Annotated in this window: 23 protein-coding genes; 9 read left to right on the forward strand and 14 right to left on the reverse strand. The window is 61.7% G+C overall.

Going from position 1 to position 20,522, the window contains the following annotated elements:
• The first annotated feature begins 110 nt into the window (after positions 1 to 110).
• Entirely contained in the window at positions 111 to 815 is a 705-nt protein-coding gene (locus EN852_RS15920) for a peroxiredoxin-like family protein (protein ID WP_127875916.1), read from the forward strand.
• On the opposite strand, the gene EN852_RS15925 is transcribed toward EN852_RS15920, so the two are convergent.
• Positions 799 to 1,704, reverse strand: coding sequence for a LysR family transcriptional regulator (locus EN852_RS15925; protein ID WP_127875915.1), 906 nt, complete (start codon positions 1,702 to 1,704; stop codon positions 799 to 801). The two genes, EN852_RS15920 and EN852_RS15925, sit on opposite strands and share 17 nt — an antisense overlap.
• Positions 1,705 to 1,835: 131 nt before the next feature.
• Positions 1,836 to 2,729: a LysR family transcriptional regulator gene (locus EN852_RS15930; protein ID WP_127875914.1), complete on the reverse strand. Its 894-nt coding sequence runs from the start codon at positions 2,727 to 2,729 to the stop codon at positions 1,836 to 1,838.
• A gap of 105 nt (positions 2,730 to 2,834) precedes the next feature.
• Here EN852_RS15930 and EN852_RS15935 point away from each other — a divergent pair, with 105 nt between their 5' ends.
• Positions 2,835 to 3,497: a peroxiredoxin-like family protein gene (locus EN852_RS15935; protein WP_127867403.1), complete on the forward strand. Its 663-nt coding sequence runs from the start codon at positions 2,835 to 2,837 to the stop codon at positions 3,495 to 3,497.
• Between the two features lie 10 nt (positions 3,498 to 3,507).
• Positions 3,508 to 4,749, forward strand: a complete 1,242-nt coding sequence (locus EN852_RS15940) for an MFS transporter (RefSeq protein WP_246694301.1) — start codon at positions 3,508 to 3,510, stop codon at positions 4,747 to 4,749.
• Positions 4,750 to 4,873: 124 nt separating this feature from the next.
• Here the strand turns inward: EN852_RS15940 and EN852_RS15945 are convergent, their stop codons facing one another.
• Positions 4,874 to 5,620 carry a GGDEF domain-containing protein gene (locus tag EN852_RS15945; RefSeq protein ID WP_246694302.1) on the reverse strand — a complete coding sequence of 249 codons (747 nt, stop codon included), beginning with the start codon at positions 5,618 to 5,620 and terminating at the stop codon, positions 4,874 to 4,876.
• A 270-nt stretch (positions 5,621 to 5,890) separates the two neighbouring features.
• Complete coding sequence (locus tag EN852_RS15950) at positions 5,891 to 6,601, reverse strand: thermonuclease family protein (protein WP_246694303.1); 711 nt, start codon at positions 6,599 to 6,601, stop codon at positions 5,891 to 5,893.
• A 205-nt stretch (positions 6,602 to 6,806) separates the two neighbouring features.
• On the opposite strand from EN852_RS15950, the gene EN852_RS15955 reads away from it, so the two are divergent.
• On the forward strand, positions 6,807 to 7,343 hold the full coding sequence (locus EN852_RS15955) for a hypothetical protein (RefSeq protein ID WP_127875912.1): 537 nt from the start codon (positions 6,807 to 6,809) through the stop codon (positions 7,341 to 7,343).
• 140 nt (positions 7,344 to 7,483) lie between these two features.
• On the opposite strand, the gene EN852_RS15960 is transcribed toward EN852_RS15955, so the two are convergent.
• The 10 genes from EN852_RS15960 to EN852_RS16005 all read right to left on the reverse strand — a co-directional run bounded on the left by EN852_RS15960 (position 7,484) and on the right by EN852_RS16005 (position 15,544).
• A complete protein-coding gene (locus EN852_RS15960) occupies positions 7,484 to 8,044 on the reverse strand; it encodes a hypothetical protein (RefSeq protein WP_127875911.1) in 561 nt (186 codons plus the stop codon).
• Positions 8,041 to 8,589: a L,D-transpeptidase gene (locus EN852_RS15965; RefSeq protein ID WP_246694304.1), complete on the reverse strand. Its 549-nt coding sequence runs from the start codon at positions 8,587 to 8,589 to the stop codon at positions 8,041 to 8,043. Before EN852_RS15965 ends, EN852_RS15960 begins: the two co-directional genes overlap by 4 nt.
• Positions 8,590 to 8,602: 13 nt before the next feature.
• Positions 8,603 to 9,766, reverse strand: coding sequence for an AAA family ATPase (locus EN852_RS15970; protein ID WP_127875909.1), 1,164 nt, complete (start codon positions 9,764 to 9,766; stop codon positions 8,603 to 8,605).
• Positions 9,763 to 10,398, reverse strand: coding sequence for a TadE/TadG family type IV pilus assembly protein (locus tag EN852_RS15975; RefSeq protein WP_127875908.1), 636 nt, complete (start codon positions 10,396 to 10,398; stop codon positions 9,763 to 9,765). The genes EN852_RS15970 and EN852_RS15975 overlap by 4 nt, the downstream gene beginning before the upstream one ends.
• Positions 10,392 to 10,889 (reverse strand): TadE/TadG family type IV pilus assembly protein, encoded by a 498-nt coding sequence (locus EN852_RS15980; RefSeq protein WP_127875907.1) that lies wholly within the window; start codon positions 10,887 to 10,889, stop codon positions 10,392 to 10,394. Before EN852_RS15980 ends, EN852_RS15975 begins: the two co-directional genes overlap by 7 nt.
• 4 nt (positions 10,890 to 10,893) lie before the next feature.
• Positions 10,894 to 12,363, reverse strand: a complete 1,470-nt coding sequence (locus EN852_RS15985; RefSeq protein ID WP_189545985.1) for a pilus assembly protein TadG-related protein — start codon at positions 12,361 to 12,363, stop codon at positions 10,894 to 10,896.
• A gap of 59 nt (positions 12,364 to 12,422) precedes the next feature.
• Positions 12,423 to 12,725, reverse strand: coding sequence for a hypothetical protein (locus tag EN852_RS15990; protein WP_127875905.1), 303 nt, complete (start codon positions 12,723 to 12,725; stop codon positions 12,423 to 12,425).
• Positions 12,712 to 14,157: a type II and III secretion system protein family protein gene (locus tag EN852_RS15995; RefSeq protein ID WP_127875904.1), complete on the reverse strand. Its 1,446-nt coding sequence runs from the start codon at positions 14,155 to 14,157 to the stop codon at positions 12,712 to 12,714. Before EN852_RS15995 ends, EN852_RS15990 begins: the two co-directional genes overlap by 14 nt.
• Before the next feature lie 52 nt (positions 14,158 to 14,209).
• Complete coding sequence (cpaB, locus tag EN852_RS16000) at positions 14,210 to 15,226, reverse strand: Flp pilus assembly protein CpaB (protein WP_127875903.1); 1,017 nt, start codon at positions 15,224 to 15,226, stop codon at positions 14,210 to 14,212.
• Positions 15,227 to 15,337: 111 nt separating this feature from the next.
• A complete protein-coding gene (locus EN852_RS16005) occupies positions 15,338 to 15,544 on the reverse strand; it encodes a Flp family type IVb pilin (RefSeq protein WP_127875902.1) in 207 nt (68 codons plus the stop codon).
• 496 nt (positions 15,545 to 16,040) lie between these two features.
• On the opposite strand from EN852_RS16005, the gene EN852_RS16010 reads away from it, so the two are divergent.
• The 5 genes from EN852_RS16010 to EN852_RS16030 are packed head-to-tail and all read left to right on the forward strand — an operon-like array spanning position 16,041 to position 20,510.
• A complete protein-coding gene (locus EN852_RS16010; protein ID WP_127875901.1) occupies positions 16,041 to 17,426 on the forward strand; it encodes a CpaF family protein in 1,386 nt (461 codons plus the stop codon).
• Positions 17,426 to 18,397, forward strand: a complete 972-nt coding sequence (locus EN852_RS16015; protein ID WP_127875900.1) for a type II secretion system F family protein — start codon at positions 17,426 to 17,428, stop codon at positions 18,395 to 18,397. Before EN852_RS16010 ends, EN852_RS16015 begins: the two co-directional genes overlap by 1 nt.
• 8 nt (positions 18,398 to 18,405) lie before the next feature.
• Positions 18,406 to 19,362, forward strand: a complete 957-nt coding sequence (locus tag EN852_RS16020) for a type II secretion system F family protein (protein ID WP_189545987.1) — start codon at positions 18,406 to 18,408, stop codon at positions 19,360 to 19,362.
• Between the two features lie 54 nt (positions 19,363 to 19,416).
• Entirely contained in the window at positions 19,417 to 19,968 is a 552-nt protein-coding gene (locus EN852_RS16025; RefSeq protein ID WP_189545989.1) for a tetratricopeptide repeat protein, read from the forward strand.
• Positions 19,965 to 20,510, forward strand: a complete 546-nt coding sequence (locus EN852_RS16030) for a prepilin peptidase (RefSeq protein WP_348643442.1) — start codon at positions 19,965 to 19,967, stop codon at positions 20,508 to 20,510. The genes EN852_RS16025 and EN852_RS16030 overlap by 4 nt, the downstream gene beginning before the upstream one ends.
• The last annotated feature ends 12 nt before the right edge of the window (positions 20,511 to 20,522 follow it).

Here is a 20,522-nt window from a genome sequence, read left to right on the forward strand (position 1 = left end):
AGGCCCGGCATGCGTCGATGCACGCAGGGCATCAAAACCATGCAGGAAAAACATGGCGATTGCCGAGGGGTTACGGTGGTAGGCTGTGCGGGACGCGTGAAAGTGCAGACATGGCCGCCGACGACCAGGCAATGACATTCGAGCAGTCCGTCCAGGCAGCCATCGAACTTGATGCGCCCCTCAATGAACGGCTGGCCGTGATTGCCGCGGCGGTTCGCCGTCTGAACGCGGAATTCGCCGACGCCGTCGAGCGACTGGTGGACCGCCTTGAGAGGCAAGGTGCCGGCACAATGGCGCCGGTTCCGGGCGAAGCCATGCCCGGTTTCCTGTTGCCTGATGACGATGGCAGGCTCGTCAGCCTCGCCGAAATCCTGGCCAAGGGGCCAGCCGTCATCACCTTTCAACGCGGTCACTGGTGCCCTTATTGCCGCTTGAACGCCATCGGGATTGTCGAGGTGCAGCGCGAGATCGAGGAATTGGGCGGACAGGTAATTGCGATCATGCCGGAGCGGCGCAAATTCGCGAAGGCCATGAAGGCTCTGGTCGGCGCGCAATTCCCGTTTCTGATCGACATGGACAATGGATATGCGTTGTCGCTCAACCTCGCGATCTGGGTCGGCGCCGAAATGGAGCGGCTCATGGGTCTGGGGTTCGATATCCCTAACTATCAGGGTAACAGCAGCTGGTTCATGCCTATTCCAGCCACCTTCATCGTCGGAACGGACGGGATCATTACGGATCGCTTCGTCGATCCGGACTACCGCCGTCGCATGGACATCGACGACCTGATCGCGGCGCTCAGGCGGGCTCGCTGACGCCGAAGGATGACCAGTCGGCGGCCCTCAGCAGGTTGAGCAGCGTTGTCGCGACAGGCGAGCGATGCCTGCCGGCTACCGCATAGACGGAAACGATCCGAGAAACGTCCAGATCGCGAAGCTTGAGCCGGCGGGTGGTCGGGGATCGTGGAGCCGTAAGCGAGACAAAACCTACTCCGGCATTGGCCTCGAGCAATGCCAGTAGGTCCTGATCGGTCTCGACTTCATGCGCGGTTCGAGGCGTGAGACCCCTGGCGGACAGGGAGCGCGATAGCTCCTCGCCCGTCTCCCAATCGATCCGACTGAGCACGGGTTCGGCGGCAAGCTGAGCTAACGCAACGTCCGCCTCGTTGCGCCGGGCCAGCGGATGATCGGCATTTACAGCGAGTTCAATCTCTTCCCGAAACAGCGGCCATACGTCCAGGCGGTCCCAGGCCTGTCCCAGGGGGCCGGCAATTGCCAGCTCGACGTCGCCACTCTTCAACGCGTCGACGACAGCAGCGGGCGAGCCACGATTGATCTTGAGGTGGGCGCCGGGATAGGCCCGGAAAAGCTCCGTCAAGGGCGAAACCAGCAGCGCTATGTTGATGCTGTTGGATATGGTGACGTTGAGGGGTGCCACGTCACTGCTTTGCACGGCTTTGGCCAATGACTTGGCGGAAGTGGCCGCATCATAGCACTGTTGCAGCAACGGCAGCATGCGGCGCCCGAGTTCCGTGAGATGCGAGTGCTGACGCTCGCGCCGCAGGAGCTCCCCGCCAAGTTCCTCTTCAAGCGTCTTGATCGCGCGCGTAAGAGCCGGCTGAGTGACGTTGCATTCCTCGGCCGCCCTGGTGAAATTCAACGTGTTAGACAGGGCCAAAAAATAGCGGACCTGCTGCATCTCCATGAAATCTCGCCCCCTCAGCGAAATGGTCTATCAGCGATGGCGCATATTGCGAGACTAACCCAATTGATAGCGTTGGGCAAAGTGGCGCCCATTACGGACTATGTGTGATACCGCCGGGCGGCGGCACCGACTTATTGTGACGAGCCAAGTGACTTGCTTAACCAGTCGGCAAATCCTCTGGCCCGCTTGCTCGGCTGACGCCCGGCCGGGAACAGAGCATGGATAGGTATGGTCGGCAGCGCAAAATCCGGCAGCAGCCGACACAGACGGCCGTCCTTCAGCTCGGCGTCGAACATCCATCCCGAACCGAATGCTACGCCAAGCCCAGCCACAACACACGCTGTAACGCCGGCCGAGCTCGAGACCCTGATGCGAGGACTTTCGGGCAGCACAAACCGGTCCTGCGGATCCGCCAGCTCCTGAAACGTCGCGCCGGAACTATCAGAAGGCCCGAAGATCACCTGGTGCTTCGCCAGATCCGCAGGGCTGCTCGGCTGACCGTGCCGGGCAATGTATTCCGGCGCGGCAACGAGCAACCGAGGCGTCTGCCCGACCTTGCGCGCCATCATGCTGGAATTGTCGAGCAGGCCAAGCCGTATCGCGACATCGGCGCCCTCCTCAGCGAGACTGCGCCGGCGATCGTCCATCATCAACTCGACAGAGAGATCGGGATGCTCGGCGAGAAGGCTGGGCAAGCGAGGAATGACCGCGCGCACCCCGAATGTGACTGACAGCTCGACGCGCAGAACGCCCCGTAACTCCTCATTGCCTGCTGCGGTGTCGGCCGCTGCCCCAAGATCCGCCAGCAGCGGCCGGATCTGGTCGAGGTAGACTTGCCCGGCCTCGGTCAGCCCGACTTTGCGACTGGTGCGGATGGGTAGGCGGGCACCAATGCGCGCCTCCAGATCGTTCAGAATCCGCGACACCGACGGCTGCGACAGACCGATCTCACGTGCGACTTGGGAAAGATTTGCCCGTTCGGCCACCCGCACGAAAACCTCAAGTTCTTGCAGTCTGTCGGCCATTCGTTTTCCGGATGATTGCTATGCTCTTTGGCAAGCTACCCCCCTTTCTGGAAATAGGCGAGGACATTGCGCCGCAAGCCGTGCGGTCAAGATTTGGAGTGTTTCATGTCTCTTCAGGAAAAGCTCGATGCCTTCAAAGCCGACTTTGAAAGCAAGGCTCCCAAGCAAGCGGTCGAGGTCATGCGCCGTGCGACCGCCGAACTCATAGCGTCGGGTCAGGCCGCCCAGGCCCTAAAGGCAGGCGCCGTTGCGCCGGCATTCACATTGCCGGAGGCTGATGGCGGGTCTGTCGCATCCAGCGATCTGCTTACCCGGGGTCCCTTGGTGCTCAGTTTTTATCGCGGAGTCTGGTGCCCCTACTGCAACATCGAGCTTGCCGCCTTGCAGGAAGCTTGGCCAGCAATCCAGGCGACCGGGGCACAACTGGTTTCCATATCCCCGCAGTCGCTGGCGAACGGCCGCAAGGCCAAGCTCGACAAGCAGATAGCATTCCCGATGCTGAGCGACGCCGGCGGTAGGGTCGCCGATGCCTTCGGCCTGCGGTTTCGCCTGCCCGACGATCTGATCGACTTGTATCGCGGCTTCGGCGTCGACCTGCCGCTTATCAATGAGGATCGTTCCTGGACCTTGCCGATGCCGGCTCGTTTCGTGGTCGGGCAAGACGGCATCATCGCCTATGCCGAGGTCAGCCCGGACTACACGCGCAGACCCGACCCGGCCGACCTTCTTCCGGTGCTCAAACGATTGCAGGGCTCCATCGCGGCCTGAGCCGACGGACATGGACCACATGACAGCCGCGAATGTCACCGCAACCAGCGCCGCGCGGCGCTGGTTGATGCTAAGCGTGGTCTCAGTAGGCGCCTTCCTGTCGATGACGACATGGTTTTCCGCAACGGCGATTGCGCCGCAGCTGACCCGGCTGTGGGACCTTTCTCCGGCGCAGGGCGCGTGGATAACCGGTGCCGTGCAGATCGGCTTTGCCATAGGCGCGTTGGCCTCCAGCATGGCCGGCCTTCCGGATGTGTTTTCGCTTCGCAAGCTGATCGGCGTCAGCGCCTTGACGGCGGCGGCTGCCAACCTCTGTCTCTTGTTCGCACCCTCCGTCGGCGTGCTGCTGGTCGCCCGTTTTGTCACCGGCCTGGCCCTGGCGGGCGTGTATCCACCAGCGGTGAAACTGGTATCGACATGGTTTAGTCGCGGACGGGGAACGGCGCTCGGCGTCCTCCTCGCTGCGCTGACGCTTGGTTCCGCCTTTCCTCATCTGGTATCAGCCCGAGTTGACGAATTGGCTTGGCAAAGCGTCATCGTGGCCACCTCTCTCGCAGCACTGGCTGGCGCTTTGTTGATCCTCTGGCTGGGCGAGGAGGGGCCTCATCCCTTCGCGAGGCCGGCATTCGACCCTCGCCACGTAAAAACGCTGGTGCGCAACCGCGCGCTGATGCTCGCCAATCTTGGCTATCTCGGTCACATGTGGGAGCTCTACGCCATGTGGGGCTGGATACTGGCCTACATCAGGGCAGGAGGCCCCGGCCTGGGCACTGGGGATCCGGGCGCCGCCTCCTTGCTGGCGTTCTTCGTCGTGGCGTCGGGCGGGATCGGCTCGATTGCCGGCGGCATCGTAGCGGACCGCTTCGGCCGCACCGCTACGGCGGCTGCAATGATGCTTGTATCCGGCTTCTGCGCACTAACGATCGGCCTGACCTTCGCCGGTCCGTTCTGGTTGTTCGCCGTCGTTGCCATCCTGTGGGGAGCGACCGTCATCGGCGATTCCGCGCAGTTCTCGGCCATGGCAACCGAACTGAGCGATCAACGCTACGTGGGCACGGCGCTTTCCCTGCAGCTAAGCGTCGGCATCGCACTCACTTTTTGCTCCATCCATCTGGTGTCATTCATGGCGCAGATTGTAGGTTGGCGCTGGAGCTTCCTGGTCCTGGCGCCCGGCCCACTGCTTGGTGTTGTCGCGATGATAGTGCTTCGGCGCATGCCGACCGCGCGACTAATAGCGCATGGGCTGAGATAGAGGTTTCAATGGATGCTGGCCTTGAATGTGGTGCCGGCCTGGTATTCTGGGAGCTCCAGTCCCGGCGCCACCGCAGCCAGCCGTGTTTATCGGTGCGGCCAAGAAGCAGACCGATCGCGCCGGCTCAGTTGGTGACGTGCGACAGCCGCAGGCCGGCTTCGTCCGGGGCCTCGGCCATGCCTTCCTCCGCGAAGCGGAACATGTCCTCGAAATCCAGCTCGCGCTCGAAAATGACGCCGCAGACTTTGATCGCAAGCACGTCCTTGTCGCCTTTCGGCGCGAAATAGATCTCGCCGACCGCGCCGCGAACGCGTTCGCCGATGTCCTTGGCATCCTCTTCGCTCGCGCCCGGCAGGAAGACGCCGAACATCGAGGTTCCGAGCCGGCCGATCAAATCGTCCTTGCGCACCGCGGACCGGATGGCCGATGCGATCAGCCGCAAGGCCTCGTCGCCCCATTCCAGACCAAAGCGCAGGTTGATCGACGCCAGATGCTCCGGATGGATGACCAGAAAGGCGCCGGAGCGCGGACCGGCCGGTCTCGCTGCTCTCCTGTCGACCATCGATGTGAACACTTTGCCGTTCAGGCAGCCGGTCAGCTGGTCGTAGGTGCCGGATTTGGTAAGTTCCTGCCGGTAACGGCGGATCTCAATCTGTTGCCAGCCGAGCATGGCAAATAGCGGCAGACCGATGGCGATCGGCACGATGATGGCCGTGACGGCCCCCCGGGCGAACGGCGTCAGGCTGTCGCTGAAAAGCATCAGATAGTTCAGCGCGAGCGAAAGGGCGACGCAGCCGGCGGTGCCAAGCACGGCCAGCAAGATGAGATGCTTCCACGTTTGAGCCGGCGCGGTCGGTGTTTTCGCGGTCAAGGGCCAATCTCCTGTTCGTCGCATTGGCTTACAGGAGTCCGTTGCAATTTCGGTTTCACGGAAGCGTACAATTTGATGCAAAGTCGGCTTCTTCTCCATGGGAAGCGATTGATCCGGCCCAAGCACGTGGCCGTGGCCCGCGGCTTGCGCGCTTGATGACCTGCCCGGCCGGAGCAGCCCACGGTTTTCTAGAATCGCTCAATCGCTCTGACCATTCTGCTTTCACGCAATTCCATGACGGAACCGGTCGTGGGCTTTCCCGCGATTGCGCTATTGCGGCGGACCGAAAATGCCCATCCTGGATTCTCTCGCCACCGCTTCCGCCTTGCCGTAAATGCCGGTGGGTGCGGCCGTCGCCCAGCCGTTGGAGACCAGCCACGCGCCGACATCCTGCTTGCCGAGCGAGCAGGGCGCGGCGATGGCGAAGCGGTCGGCATCCGGCGGCAGCAGGCATTTCAGCGCCCGGCCGCGCAGCCAGGCGTTGAAGGCGGCCCGTGCCCGCTGGCCGCACGGCCAGGCGGTGTTGTCGAACGTGCAGGTCCTGTCGGGGTCTATGTCGACCGTCGCGCTGATGGCGACCGTGCGTCCCATGGCCTCGAAGACCGTCGAGGATGTCGCGACCGGGCGAAAAAGCAGCGTCTCGCGCCAATCCCGCGGCATCGGCGTTTTCGGTCGCGGCGCGAGCCCGAGTTCGCCGAGCGGAGGGCGCGGCTCGATGCGCTCGATCCCGGATGGGTCGAGCGGCGGCGGCGCAATGAGATCCTCGGCGATCTTGCGTGCAGGCTCGCCTGGCCGCGTGTCTTGAACCGGGGCCTGCGAGGCCGGCTTGAGGTCGCCGGCATCTTGGGCCGGCGTGACCGGAGGCGGGTCGGGCGGCAGCCAGCGCCTGCCCTCGGCGATCAGCAGCATGCCGGCGAGCAGCCCGAGACCACCGAGCATCGGCGCTAGCAGCGGGCGGCTGGGCGGTCGCGCCCGGCTCACGCGAGGGCCTCCGCGGGATCGCGCCGGCAGCCGATGATGCTGCTCGAGCCCAGCCCGTTAGCTCCTGTCGACACGGCGCCATCCCGACCGTTGAACCCGTCCACACATTAGACGTGCGCGACATTCCTTGAAAAGCAAGGCGTTGCGTTAAGTCTCGCGCAACCAATGCGGCCTAGAATCGGCCACCGGATGTCGAGGGGATGACATGATGCGCAAGCCGATACTGCTCTTTGCCTTTCCCGCCCTGATGCTGCTTCTGCTGGCGGCGGAGCGGATGGCGGCGCTGCTTCTCGGCTTTTATCCGGCCAGCCCCGCCGTGTGGCACGCCTGGCTGGAGTTGCGGCCGTTCTCGACCATGTTCTGGCAGCAGGCGCACCTCTATCTCGGCGGATCGATGGCCGTCGACGCCGCTATCCTTGTTTTCGCGGCGGGCGCCTGCTGGATGATTTGCCAGGCAAAGAGATCGGCCGGCTTCTTTCTGGCCAATCACGCTGCCCTGATCTTTGCCGGCAAGATGATGGCGTTAAGCAGCAATGCGGAAACGGCAAGTACCATTGCCGCTTTCGCCATACCGAACGGCTTGCGCTTTTCGCTTATGCTCGACTTCAGCTTGAAGAACAGCCTGGTGCTGTGCCTGGGCCTGGCGGCCTGCGCTTACACTCACGTCGCTTTCCTGCGCGAGGCCAGAGCGCGCGCCGAAGCCCGCGCGGTCCGCATGCTTGCGCTGCAGCGTGATCTGTAACCGGCCGGTCCGGCTATAGCATTTCACCGTTTCAAGGAAACGGCGAACCGCTCTATCCCGTTCTTTTGACGCAATTCCGGACGGAAAACCGCTCACACTTTTCCTGGAATTGCTCCAGGGCGGCGGAACAGCCGCCGCGCTCAGTTGATCTTCTTGTAGTAGACCTTGCCGTCGGGCTGCTGGATGCGCTGGTAGGACGGATTCGGGCCTGGAGGCGCGACCTTGCGCTTGAACGAAGGCTGCGCGTCGGCGGGAGCGGCGCCGCCTTCGTCGGCCGCGGACGCATCCGCCACCATGGTGTTGTCTGTCATGGTCGGCTCGGGCGCGCCGGGCGCCGGCCCGCTGGTTGCGACTGGCTGGCCTTGCTCCAGCCTGGCAATACTGCCGTTGATCTGGCCGAAATTCGCCTGCAGCTGGCGGTCAAGCGTCTCGAACCGGCTCTGGAAACCGTTGTTGACGGTGTCGATGCGGGCGCCGATGCGCTGCTCGAACTGGCCGAGCTGATCCAGCCGCGCCTCCATCGTCTTGAGGTCGTTGACGCCGCGATAGAGATAGACCGCGGCCGTCACGTTGACGGCGGTGACAAGCATCGCGCCGACCGTGATGACGCCAATCAGCCTGGCGCGGCTGGGCTTTCCCGGAGCGGCTTCCCGCTGACCGAGTTCGATTGCCGGAACGTCCGGCTCGCTGATCATCGTCATTCAACCACCACCTTTGCGCCCACCGCGACGCGTTTGAAGAGATCGATCACATCGGTGTTCGTCAGCCGGAAGCACCCGGACGTGCCGTCGAAACCGACGCCCTTGGGATCGTTGGTGCCATGGATGCGATAGAGCGTGTCGCGCCCGTCGCGCGAAAGATAAAGCGCCCTGGCGCCGAGCGGATTGTAGGGACCGGCCGGCACCATCGCCGGCAGTTCCGGCTGGCGCGCGCGCATCTCCTTGGGCGGGCGCCATTCCGGCCATTCGGTCTTGGAGGCGATCTTGACCGTTCCGGTCCAGCCGAAACCGTCGCGGCCGACGCTGATCTGGTAGCGCAGCGCCTGGCCCTGGCCGGTCACCAGATAAAGCGCCTTCTCGTTTTTGCGGATGATGATCGAGCCCGGCTGTTCGCTCGTCTGGAAGGCGACCGCCTTGCGCAGGCTGGGACCCATGGCGGGCAGCGGCGGCAGGCCTGACCCGGCTTCGGCCAAACCACAGCTCGACGCGAGCATCAGCCCGGCGAGGCACGCGCCGGCTAGATGCATTGCAGCGAAGCGCCTAGCGCTGGGCATTGTCCAGCCGTTCCTTGAACATGCGCTTGAGGTCCTTGTTGAAGCGCGCGCGTCCGTCCACCTCGGAGGGCAGAATGGCGCGATTCAGCGCGTCGGCCAAGAGCGCGTTGTCCAGCGCCAGCGACTTGATGTGCGGCGCCTTGAAGATCTTCTCCAGCTCGCTGCGCGAGAAGTGGTTGCCGAACCATTTGCGCTTGTGCTTGTTGGCGACCAGCGTGATGCTGACCTTGTTGCCGCGCAACTCGCGGATCTTCTTGTAGAGCCGCTTGCCTTGTCTCAGCGAAGCGACGTTGAGCTCGAAGACGATGAAGATCTCGTCGCTCGTGCGCAGCACCGAATCGTGCCACGGCGTCTCGATGTTGGGCAGGTCGATGACGATGTCGTCGAAGCGGTAGGCGACCAGGTCTAGCAGCCGGAACACGAAGTCCGAACCGTGCGGCTCGAACGGCAGCTGCGGCCGCTCGAAGGAATAGAGCGTGAGGCCGGACGGCCGCGACAGCTTGATGACGTCCATCAGCTCGACATCGAGCCGGTCCGGCTGGCCGATGATGCCGGTCAGGTCGAACTGATTGAACTGGTTGAGGTAGGCGCCGCAATTGGCGCTCTGGAAGTCGAGGTCGACGAGGCAGGTCGCCGCCGCCCGCTCGGCCGACTTCGAGGCCAGGTGCTCCGCCGCCGAGATCGCCAGCGTGGTGGCGCCGGCGCCGCCGCTTGCGGCAATGAAGGTGATGATGCGGCTCTTGGTGCCCTGGTTGCCGGTGTCGTGGAAGGTGACGGCGTTGAGCAGCTCCTTGGCGTCGAGCGGCTTGTGCAGCCAGTCGGAAGCGTTCATGCGCACCAGGACGCGCGTCTGCTCGGAGGTGAGCTCGTCGGAAATCGCGATCAGCGGCACCGACGCCCACTTTGACCGCGCTTCGACGACCCCGGGCTGGCCGAGTATCTCGCCATTGCCGAGGTCGAGGATGACGATGCCTGGTCGCGTGTCGGCTGGCGGCCCGTTGAGGAATTCGGCTGTTTCCGAAATTCTGACGTCATAGATCGCAAGCGCGTCGAGCCGTGTCGTCACATCGTGCCTGAAATTCGGGTCGGACGAGAACAGCGCCACCTGCTTTCGCTTGGTCGGAAGAACTCTGGTGTCGATCGCGTTCATGGGAACGTGCTCTTTATATCTTCGCCCGTGACCGTGCTCAGCATCGAGGGCATGGTGATGTTGGAGAACCCGAGCAATCCCCCCAGGAAAAAGAACTGGAATTGATGATTGACGATGCTGACCGTGATGGTCGGCACAGGACCGTTCGGCCGGGTCCAGTAGCCAAGGCCGGAAGCCTGATACTGTATCTGGACCTGGGACTTCGTCAGCATCGGCAGGAATGAATGCATGCCGGCCCGGGTGCTGCTGCCGCTGTAAATGAAGTCAAAGGCCGCCTGACTTGCAGTGAGATCCTGGCATGTCGCGCCCGTTCCACACGTGCAGGAAGCAACTCCCGCCGCACTGGCGGTGCAGATGTAATTGTAGGTGTTGGCCGGGACGGCGGCGCCGACGTCCAGCGAGTTGCTGGGCGTCTTCGCCTCGAGGGCCAGCCCGCTGGCGACGGGGCTGGAAATCTGCGCCAGCCTGGCTCCGGCCTGAACGGCTTTGTCGGCAGCGTTCCATTGGTAGAAGGCGTAGCCGAAGTCGACGAAACCGAGCAGAAGGGTCAGCAGCAGCGGCATGGCTATGGCGGCTTCGACCATCGTCGCGCCGCATTCGCTTGCCCAGAACCTGCGCCGCCGCATCACCATCCGAGCACGCGCTCCTCATGGAATACCGACAGGTGGAGCTGAGGAAAACCGAGATAGAACCAGAGTCCGAGATCCTGGTATGGATAAGATGTGCTGACCCTAACGACATCGACGTTAGCGGTGGCGCTGAGATAGAGTTCGGTACCGGTCACGGTATCGACCGCCTGAAAGGATCTTGGCTTGTTGATGGTAACCTCGCCAACGGTCCAGCCCGTGACCCTGTCGCTGCCGCCGGTCACGGCGCCTTTCACCGCAAGGTTTTTTGCCAGTGCCGAGCAAGTGTCCCAGTCGCTGCTGCAGCGCGCCATATAGCGGGCGGCATCCCTGACGCCGGCGTCGAGAAGCATGCGCGTGTTCAGGATGTTCGAGAACTCGAACACCCCGGCCGACAACAGCAGCATGAAGGGCGTGAGCAGCGCCATCTCGACGAAGGTGGCGCCGTCTTCGTCGCGCCTGAAATGCCGGATGATATGCCTGAGCGAAGCTATCATGGCTCTACCGGTAAAGCTGGGCTTCGTTGCGCTGAAGCTTCTTCAGCGTGCCTTGGCCGACAGAGGTGCTGATGTCCTGTATCTCACCATAGATATCGGCGTTGGGCGGACCGCCAGCCGTTTCTGTCACAAAAACACTCGCAAAAGCCTGTACCGGCAGGGTTTGGCCGCCGCCCTGCACGTTGTTGGCCGCGCAATCGATAATAGCAACGTAGACAAGTCGGCGGTCCGCCAGCTGAGTCGTCGTGTTGCACTGAGGTGGAGTCTTTTCTTGCCCGCTCTTCAAGGTTGGATTGTTGATTTCATATTTATAGACGCAGTATCGGCTGGGACTTGCGCCGCACGCAGTTAGCACTCCTGAGGTACTGGCGTTGCCATGGTTGACGCTCCAATAACCGGCAAAATCCCATGCGCCGTTGCCGAGAACCCCGGCCTGCGTGCAGGTCCCCGAGTAGAAGCAGTTGTCTCTCGGCAGTGCCTTATAGTTATTTGTCTGACCGCTGCCGGGCAGATCATAACTGCAACTGCCGCCAGTCTTCTTGACAACCATGCCCTTCCGGACATTGGGGGCCGGGGGAGCACTTGACGGTACGAGCTTGCCGCTATTGCCGTTTGGATAAATGTCGAAGCGCGTGTTGATGCCATCGTTGACGGGGGTGACATTGCCAGGACGTGTCTTCACTCCGCTCTGACTATAGCAGGCTGGCGGGTTCGTGACCGCGAACATCTCGGTGAGTTTCTGGGCAGATTTGTCACCCTCCGGCGACGACAGGAACCCATAATTGCCAGGCCCATATTGAGCATTGTTGCCGCCGGTCTGCTCCTTGAGCCAGATCATCGGCTTGCTTGTTCCCGACACCGCTGTTTGCAGGGCACCGAGCGATGCGTAAGGATTGCAGATGAACATCGGCGTGAACTGGCACAGCGCATTGGTGAAGCCGGCCACTGCCTGTGGCCGCAGATCCATCCTGTCGCCGCCGCCGATGAAGCTCGCCGGGAAGATCGTGGCGAAGGCACCGGCTCCGTCCGCCGTCGTGCTGGAGGCGTTCACCGTGACTTCGGCGAACTTTACGAGCTTGGGGTCCGTACTTGCCCAATTGACACCGTTGGAATCGACGCCGGCGGCGGTCAACTTGATGTCGTCGCTCGCCGGTATTCCAGTCAGGTAGGCGATGGTCACGTCAGCCGTCGCGATTGGATGCTCGCCTGCCGTCGAAAACAGTGTCTCGTTGGCCAGAAGGGTGGTGAAGGCCCGATTGGCGCGTATGATGGCGTCCGTATTGCCATCGAGTTCCGCTGCGGCGGCAAGCGCCAGCGCGTCGACGCCCTTCTGCAGATCGGCATGCAGTCCGTTGGCGCGGCTCATGTCGATCGCGAGCAGCGCGAAGCCGACCAGAACCGGCAGCATGATGGAAACGAGGATCATCGCTATGCCGCGCTGATCGTTCCAGAATTCACGAATGGTCCCCAACATGGCCCTACTCTCCATTCGTGTCGGGTATCCTCGTGCGCCCGACGCGCTGCATCCTTCTCTTAGTTCGCCCCGCTCGTCGCGCTCGACGGCCCGACATTGACTGTCATGTTCGTTGTCGGCGCGGACCCGCCTGGAGGCAGCTTGTATTTCTGGACGACGCCGACGGAACGTGCGCCATCGCCCTCGATCTTCGTGTTGTTGGAAGCCGGGTTGTACGGATCGACCGTCTGCAGCAATTGGTTGGCTTTCTGCGAGTCGCCCGATGCCAGCGTCATCGTATCGTAATTGTGCAGATAGTCGGCGGCGCAGCCCGCAAGCAGGCTGCTGCCGAGTAGAACGAGCAGGAGCTTACTTTTTGACATAGAGCAGCTTGTCCTTCGATTTCACATCCAGCATGTGGCCATAGGGGCCGGTGACTCCCTCGCCATGCTCGTACATGCGGATCATGTCCTTGTTGACTTCGAGCTGGCCGAGCAGCATGAGCTCCGGATCGTTGGCCGGCTTCGTCTTGTCGAAAGGCGTCGTAAGTTGCTCGCCCGGCCTCACCGGCCGCACGAGATGCGGCGTGACGATGACGACGAGCTCGGTCTCTTCCTTCTGCGTGCTCGAATTGCGGAACAGCACACCGACGATCGGCACCTGGCCGAGCCACGGTACCTGCTCTTGCTGTATGGTGTTCTTGCTGGAGAGCAGGCCGCCGACCGCGAAGCTCTGACCGTCACGCAGGTCGACCACCGTCGACAGCTTGCGGTTGGTGAAGATCGGGTCGCCGGCGGCGGTGAAGCCGGTCAGGTCGCTGACCTCCGGCGCCAACTTCATGTGAATCTTACCGTCGTCCAATACCACCGGCGTGAAGTTCAGATTGACGCCGAACTGCTTGAAGACAATCTCGACTTCGCCTTGGGCATTGACACTGCGCACCGGCACCTCGCCGCCCGCATTGAAGCTGGCCGTCTCGCCGGAAACCGTGGTGAGGTTCGGTTCGGCCAGCGTGCGCACGACGCCCTTTGCCTCCAACGCCTCGATGATCAGATCAACCTTGAGGTTGTTGTCGATTACCCTCGTTATCAGCGCTGCAAATGGGCTGGTGTTCGACAAAAGGCCGGAGAGGATATCTCCTGGGCCGAGCACCACATTGTCCTTATCGACTGCCGCATCGCCCGTACCGGTTCGAGTCGTGCCGCGGCTATTCGTGCTCCTGATCGACACGCCGAGATCGCGGCCGGCATTGCGCTTGGCCTCGAGGATGCGGACCGAAAGATTGACCTGCTCGCTGTCGTCGATGGTCACGGCATTGATGATGGCATCCGGGCCATATTGCTGGGTGACTTCGACGATGGATGCCAGCGTCGCGGCGTCCTTGACGTGGCCGCTCAGGCGGACCTTACCGTTGATCGAGCCGATCTCGATGCGCGCCTTAGGTGCCACCTGGCGAATGGCGACCGCCATGTCGCTGACATCCTGGCCCACCTCGATCTGGATGGCGCCGAGCGAACGCTTGTCTTCGGAAAACAGGTTGACGGTGGTGGTGCCGACGGCTTTGCCGATGATGTAGAGCGTCTTGTCGGTCATCGGCTGCGCATCGGCGATCCTCTCGTCGCCGACCACGATGTCGCCCAAAGTGGCGTTCACCTGGATCGTGGCGGATTGGGAAACGGGCACGAAGACGCGGTGCAGCGACGGGCTCGACACATCGATGAAGCGGTCAGCCGCGACTGCCGGAGCGCCGGAGATCGCCGATACGCCTACTAGGGACAGCGCGGCCGCCGCTATCCTCAACCAAAACCCCTTCATCCTCGTCTCCCACTGCTGCCTACCCGGCAGCCCCTCGTGTGCCGCTCGCTTTCTAGCGTTGGCGCGGCACATCATATGTTTCGAGCTTCACGCCCCGGAACACTCCGATTGTGGCCTGTTTCGGCGGCTCCGGCTGCACATATTTGACCACTTCCTTTACAACTTCTTGCGGTTGTGGCGTGGGCGCCACAGTGGGCTTCACCTTGCTCATCTGATCGATCTGGCTGCCGACCCGTTCCACCGCCTTGGCAAGGCCATCGATCTTCTCGTCGGCCTGCTTGCGCGCCGCTTCCTCGGCGGCCTGCCTGTCAAGCTCGGCCTGACGCTTGGCGACATCCTCCGGCGTGTCGCCGGTCAGGTCAGCCAGCGTCACCCTCTCGTTCATCTCGCCCTTGTTGCCGGCAGCCTGGCGCAACGCCAGGGACAATTGGCCGGCACCTGCGGCCAGCGTGAGCTTCTGCGCGTCTTTCGTGCTCACCTCGACAGTCACCGCCTTGACGACGGTCGGGTTGTCCTTGGTCGCATCCGCGACCTGGTCGACGGCAAGCACCTTGACGCTCTGCAGCAATACATCGACGAAGCTCTTATCAGCGCCTTCGTTGTCGCGAACGTTCCGGGTCAGAAGCACGTCGACCCTGTCGCCGGGGAAGACGAAGCCGGCCACGCCGAGCACATCATTGACCCTGATGGAAACGGCCTTCATGCCCTCGTCGAGCACGGCCGAAAGCGTGGCGCGCTGGCCCGGGCCGGTTATCTTGGTGGCGAGAACCGGTTCATTGGCGCTGATCGACTGCAGCGCCTGGCGCGCGCCATTGCCGGCCATCGCTTCCTTGACCGTCTTGAAGGCGCCTGTCGGCACCGCTCCCGCCGGCCATGCAATTTCGCGTAATTTGTCGGCGCTCAGCGCATCGCCGAACTTCAACGGCACCGCCGCGACCACCACCGTGCTGGCCTGCGCACCACTGGCCATTGCGTTACGCTGACCCGCCAGCCAGATGTTGACGAGCACGACCGCCAGAACGCCGAATATACCGGCAAGCACAATCATGATGAGTGTATTGGCGCGCATTTCCCAAACCCCTTGGACCCGCCTTGGCGCTTGCAACTCGGGCTCAGCCCGAGATTGCAATATCAGTTCGGCCAGGCCCAAGGGTCGTCCCCGGGCCTGGCCATATCTAGTTTAGCAGGTCATGCCCGTGCTGTTGGCGGTGTCGGTCAACAGATTGGTGCACAGCGTGCTCCACGCGTTGGTGACATAGACGCCGACCGCAATGATGAACGTGATCACCGCCGCGGTGATGATGCCGATCAGAATCGAATATTCGACCATAGCAGCGCCGTTTTCATCATCGCGGAACTGCCGGGCCATCGTCATGAGCTTCTTCATGCCAATTTCTCCCTTTGGAGGTTTGAACCCGACGAGACAGAGCCAAGGATGAACCCCATACCCAAGCATCCCCCGTCACGTTCAATCCTAGGTCGCACGAAAAAACCGGTCAAACGGATTAACAGTCCTTTAACCTTCCAATACTCGATTTTGAGTTTTCTCAGCTTCCACAACAGCTTGATTCGCTTCGATTTTCAAGCGATCTTAACCATTCATTCACAATTCGGCCACACCCGCGGCCGGAGGATGCCACATTAGAGGTATGGCATATCCTTTTATATTAGGAGGGTTAGCGGGGTGATTTCGCGGGCGGCGCCAAACGTCTTAGGACTTTAGTCGGTGCGCGGGAGGCAGCTGGAAAATAAAACGATTTATCAAATCTTGATTTCTTAACTATGTCGCAAGTAATACCTTCAGTGTGTCCTCCAAGCCGCTTGTGCCCCTCGTGGTTAACGCTTAGTTTCGACCAAGGGGAACATATAAGGGGGTAAGCGGCATGCTGGGTCGCTTCATCAAAGGGCCGAACGAACAGAAGACGCCGCTGGCGCCGGTTGTGATCGCTGCACCGAACGGAGCTGCCGCCACTCCCGTGGCGGAAGTAGAGCCGCAGGGCGACGATTTCCTGACCCTCAAGGTCGAGCTGCATCGCCATCTCATCGATCGCTTTAATCTGACGGCACTGGAAAGCGCCTCAAAGGACGAAATCCTGAATGAGATCCGGCCGATCGTGCGCGAATTCGTGCGTGGCCGGAACGTGCCTTTGAACGCGCGCGAGCTGGATCAGCTGACCAGCGACACGGCCGACGAGATGCTGGGTCTTGGTCCAATCGAACCGCTTCTCAAGGACGACTCGATCACCGACATCATGATCAACACGCATGAGCGCGTCTTTATAGAGCGTCGCGGCATCATCGAGCAGACCTCGATACGTTTCCGCGACGAGGCGCATCTGCTTCGGATCATCAACAAGATCGTCTCCAATATCGGCCGCCGGGTCGACGAGTCATCGCCGATGGCGGATGCGCGCCTCGATGACGGCTCGCGCGTCAACATTGCCGTGCGGCCGGTTTCGATCGATGGCCCGCTGGTGTCGATCCGCAAATTTTCCAAGAACCCTTATTCGCTGGAGCGCCTGATGGCGTTCAACTCGATCCGCCAGCCAATGATCGACATGCTCAGAATAGCCGTCCAGGCGCGCAAGTCGATCCTGGTTTCGGGCGGCACCGGCAGCGGGAAGACCACACTGCTTAACGCCCTGTCGAGCTACATTCCGGTGAAGGAGCGTCTGGTCACCATCGAGGACGCGGCGGAACTGCAGTTGCAGCAGCCGCATGTCGGCCGGCTGGAAACGCGCCCGCCCAATGTCGAGGGCAGGGGTGAGATCCGTCAGCGCGAGCTGGTGAAGAACGCGCTGCGCATGCGCCCCGACCGCATCATCGTCGGCGAAGTGCGCGGCGAGGAAGCCTTCGACATGCTGCAGGCCATGAACACCGGCCACGAAGGCTCGATGACCACGATCCACGCGAACACGCCGCGCGATGCCATATCGCGCCTGGAACAGATGGTCGGCATGGCGGGCATGCCGATGTCGCATGATTCCATTCGCGCGCAGATCGCTTCCGCCATCGACATCATCGTGCAAACGCAGCGTCTTTCCGATGGCGGCCGGCGCGTGATCTCGATTTCGGAGATCACAGGCATGGAAGGCAATGTCGTCCAGCTTCAGGAAATCTATCACTATGTCAGGCGCGACGTTGCCGCCGACGGCACGATCATCGGCGATTTTCGCGCCACCGGCGTTCGACCCCGTTTCGCCTCCGAGGCAGCGACGCTCGGCCTCCATTTCGCCAAGGACGCCTTCAATCCGCAGGTACCCATGTAATGCTGACCGGACAGACGCTGCTCTATTTCATCTACGTGGTCGCGGCTGCCTCCATCATCCTTGCCGGCGAAGCATTCTACCTCTCCCTCACGCGTCGGCGTTCGCACCTGCTCGCGGTCAACCACCGGCTTCGCCGCCTAGCCGACGAGGCGCCGGCGGAGCAGACCCTGCAAAGCCTGCTGCGCGAGCGTGGCCTGACTGGTTCAGGAGACTTCGCGTCCAACTTTATCTGGTTGAACCGGCTGTACACCCAGTCCGGCATAACCGGAAATCCGATGACCTTCGCGATGTCGTTTGTTCTCGCCGGCTTAGGACTGGCGTTGCTTCTCTGGTTCCTCATTGGTCTCTCGGCGCCGGCGGCTTTCCTGATCTTCCTGGGCGTAGGGTTCGCATTGCCGCTGCTTATCCTGCGCCGGGCCGGCAAAAAGCGGATAGCGAAGTTCGCGGGCCAATTGCCCGATGCGCTCGACATGATCGTCCGTTCGCTCCGCGCCGGCCACCCGGCCTCGGTCGCGATTGGTCTCGTCGCGCGCGAGATGCCCGATCCGTTGGGTACGGAATTCGGCATCGTCGCCGACGAGATCACCTTCGGGCTCAGCATCGAGCAGGCGGTGCGGAAATTGTCGGAGCGCGTCGGCTTCGAGGGTCTGCACCTGCTGTCGGTGTCCCTTTCGATCCAGGCCAAGACAGGCGGCAACCTTACTGAAATTCTCGCGAACCTGTCGTCCGTTCTGCGCGAAAGGCGGAAACTGGGATTGAAGATCAGGGCGCTCTCGGCCGAGGGCCGTGTATCGGCATGGATCATCTCGCTGTTCCCTCTCTTTATGTTTTTGATCCTGATGATCGTGGCGCCCTCTTACTATGGTAGGGTCTGGGGCAGTCCGTTGATACTTCCGGCATTCATGTCGTTCGGGGCCTGGGCGTTGCTCGGCGTCTACATCATGTACCGCATGGTCACTTTCGATTTCTAGGAGCGACCATGAGCCTGCTTTCGAACACGAACGACCTGACCTTTCTGGTCTCACTCGCCGTTTTCGTGGCAGCGGTGACCCTGTTCCTGTTCGCCGCGCTGGTTTTCCTTCCCGCGATGCAGACGCGCAGGCTGGTGGCGGACAGTCTCGTCGGCGATGGGCATGTGGATCGCCGCTCGATCCTGGGGCAGGACCATCTCGTCCGGGCCGCGGCGCAAAAGCCGGTCGAGGCCTACTTCAGATCGATGGAAAAGGAGCGCAACGAGCCTGACGCTCTCGAAGCCAAGCTTTTTCGCGCCGGTTTTTATGGCGCGAGCGCGCCGCTCATCTACACGCTTTGCCGGCTGGGAGCCGTCGCCATCGGCTTTCTGCTTATGTACGCCTTGCTGTCGAGGGTAATGCCGGCGCGATTGCCTGGTATCTTCGCCTTTGCAGGCGCGGCTCTGATCGGCCTTGGCTGTATCGTTATCCCGAGCATCATGCTCGATCGCTTCGAGAATAAGCAGAAGCAGATCTATCGTCGCGCCTTCCCTGATTTCATGGATATGATGATTACCTGCGCCGATGCTGGCATGAGCCTCGAGGCGGCGGTCGAACGGGTGAGCCAGGAACTGGCGGGCACACACAAATGGCTGGGGATCCAGCTTACGATCATGAACCTGCAATTGCGAGCGGGCAAACCGTTGCGAGAGGCCTTGCGCGAGCTTGCCGATCGCATCGGACTGGACGAAGCGAAGGCCTTGGCGGTGTTGTTCAGGCAATCGGAGGAACTAGGAACCAGTCTCACGGACGCCCTGCGCGTTTACAGCGCCGAGATGCGCGATCAGCGGATCCTGCGGGCGGAGGAACGTGCCAACTCCTTGCCCGTCAAGATGACGATCCCGCTGGGCCTGTGCATCTTCCCAGTGGTGCTGATGATCATTATGCTGCCGGTGATCATTCGCATGAAGGGCATTTTCTTCTGATCCGCCATATGATTATCTTCTAAAATTGAGTCGGAGGGCTCCTTGGGGCACAAAATGACAGGTCCGATGCGCCTCGCCGCCGCAGCCAGCATGCTGCTGGTCATGCTTGCCGGTTGCCAGTCGACCGACGCTACGGGCGGTGTCGTTCGCACCAACGAGCCAGCCAAAGGCGATTACACCGCCTTTGGCGATACCTTCGATGGACTGAAAACGATCAGTGATGTCGATTACTACGCCTCGGATCAGGCGGTAGCAGAGGCCAAGACACAGTTCCGCTCCGAAAATTACGGCAATGCCGGCGCGTTGTTCTACAAGGCGACCAGGCTCGCACCGAATGACGGCGTCGCCTGGCTAGGTCTCGCCGCTTCCTGCGACCGCATCCGGCGCTTCGATCTGGCCGACATGGCCTATGGCCGGGCCTACCGCCTGCTCGGCGCAACGCCGGAATATTACAACAATCTCGGCTATTCCTACCTCCTGCGCGGCAAGCTGCAGCAGGCGCGCACCAACTTCCTCAAAGCCTATGAGCTGGCTCCTAACGATCCGACCGTCGCCAACAATCTCAAGCTGCTATCGTCCAGCGTCCGGAACATAGAACGGTCATGACCATTTTGCTGACCGCTTCGCTCGTATTCAAGGGGTTGGCGATCTTGCTGCTTGGACGTATCGCCTGGACAGATTTTTCCACGCAGCGCATATCGAACCGCGACGTGCTACTGTTGCTCTGCCTCGGCCTCGGAGCTTTGCAGTTCCAGGCCTTGCAAACGCATTCATGGCTGGAAATGGGTATCAGCGCCTTTGGCGGCGCCGCACTGTTTCTCGCACTTTTTCCATTCTGGCTCTTGCACAAAATCGGCGCCGGCGACGTCAAGCTGATGAGCGTTACGCCGCTTCTGATTGGCGGAAGCAACCTTCTGGTGTTTGCCGTATTGCTGCTGGTTTTCGCGGTCGGCACGGCCGCCTTGGTCAAGAATCCCTTCCTGATGCCGGCCGGCATATTCCGCCACTATGTGCAGCACATGGATCGCAAGGGCGTCGTGCCGTTCGGCGTGCCGATATCCGCAGCCGCTATCTGCGCGTTAGCCCTGCAAATGTACCACGCAATTGTGGTGGCAACCAGTTCAGGGATTCTGGAGCAGCTCAATTAACTCTGCCTAAGT

The organism is Mesorhizobium sp. M2E.F.Ca.ET.209.01.1.1 (genome assembly GCF_004010375.2).
GTDB lineage: Bacteria > Pseudomonadota > Alphaproteobacteria > Rhizobiales > Rhizobiaceae > Mesorhizobium.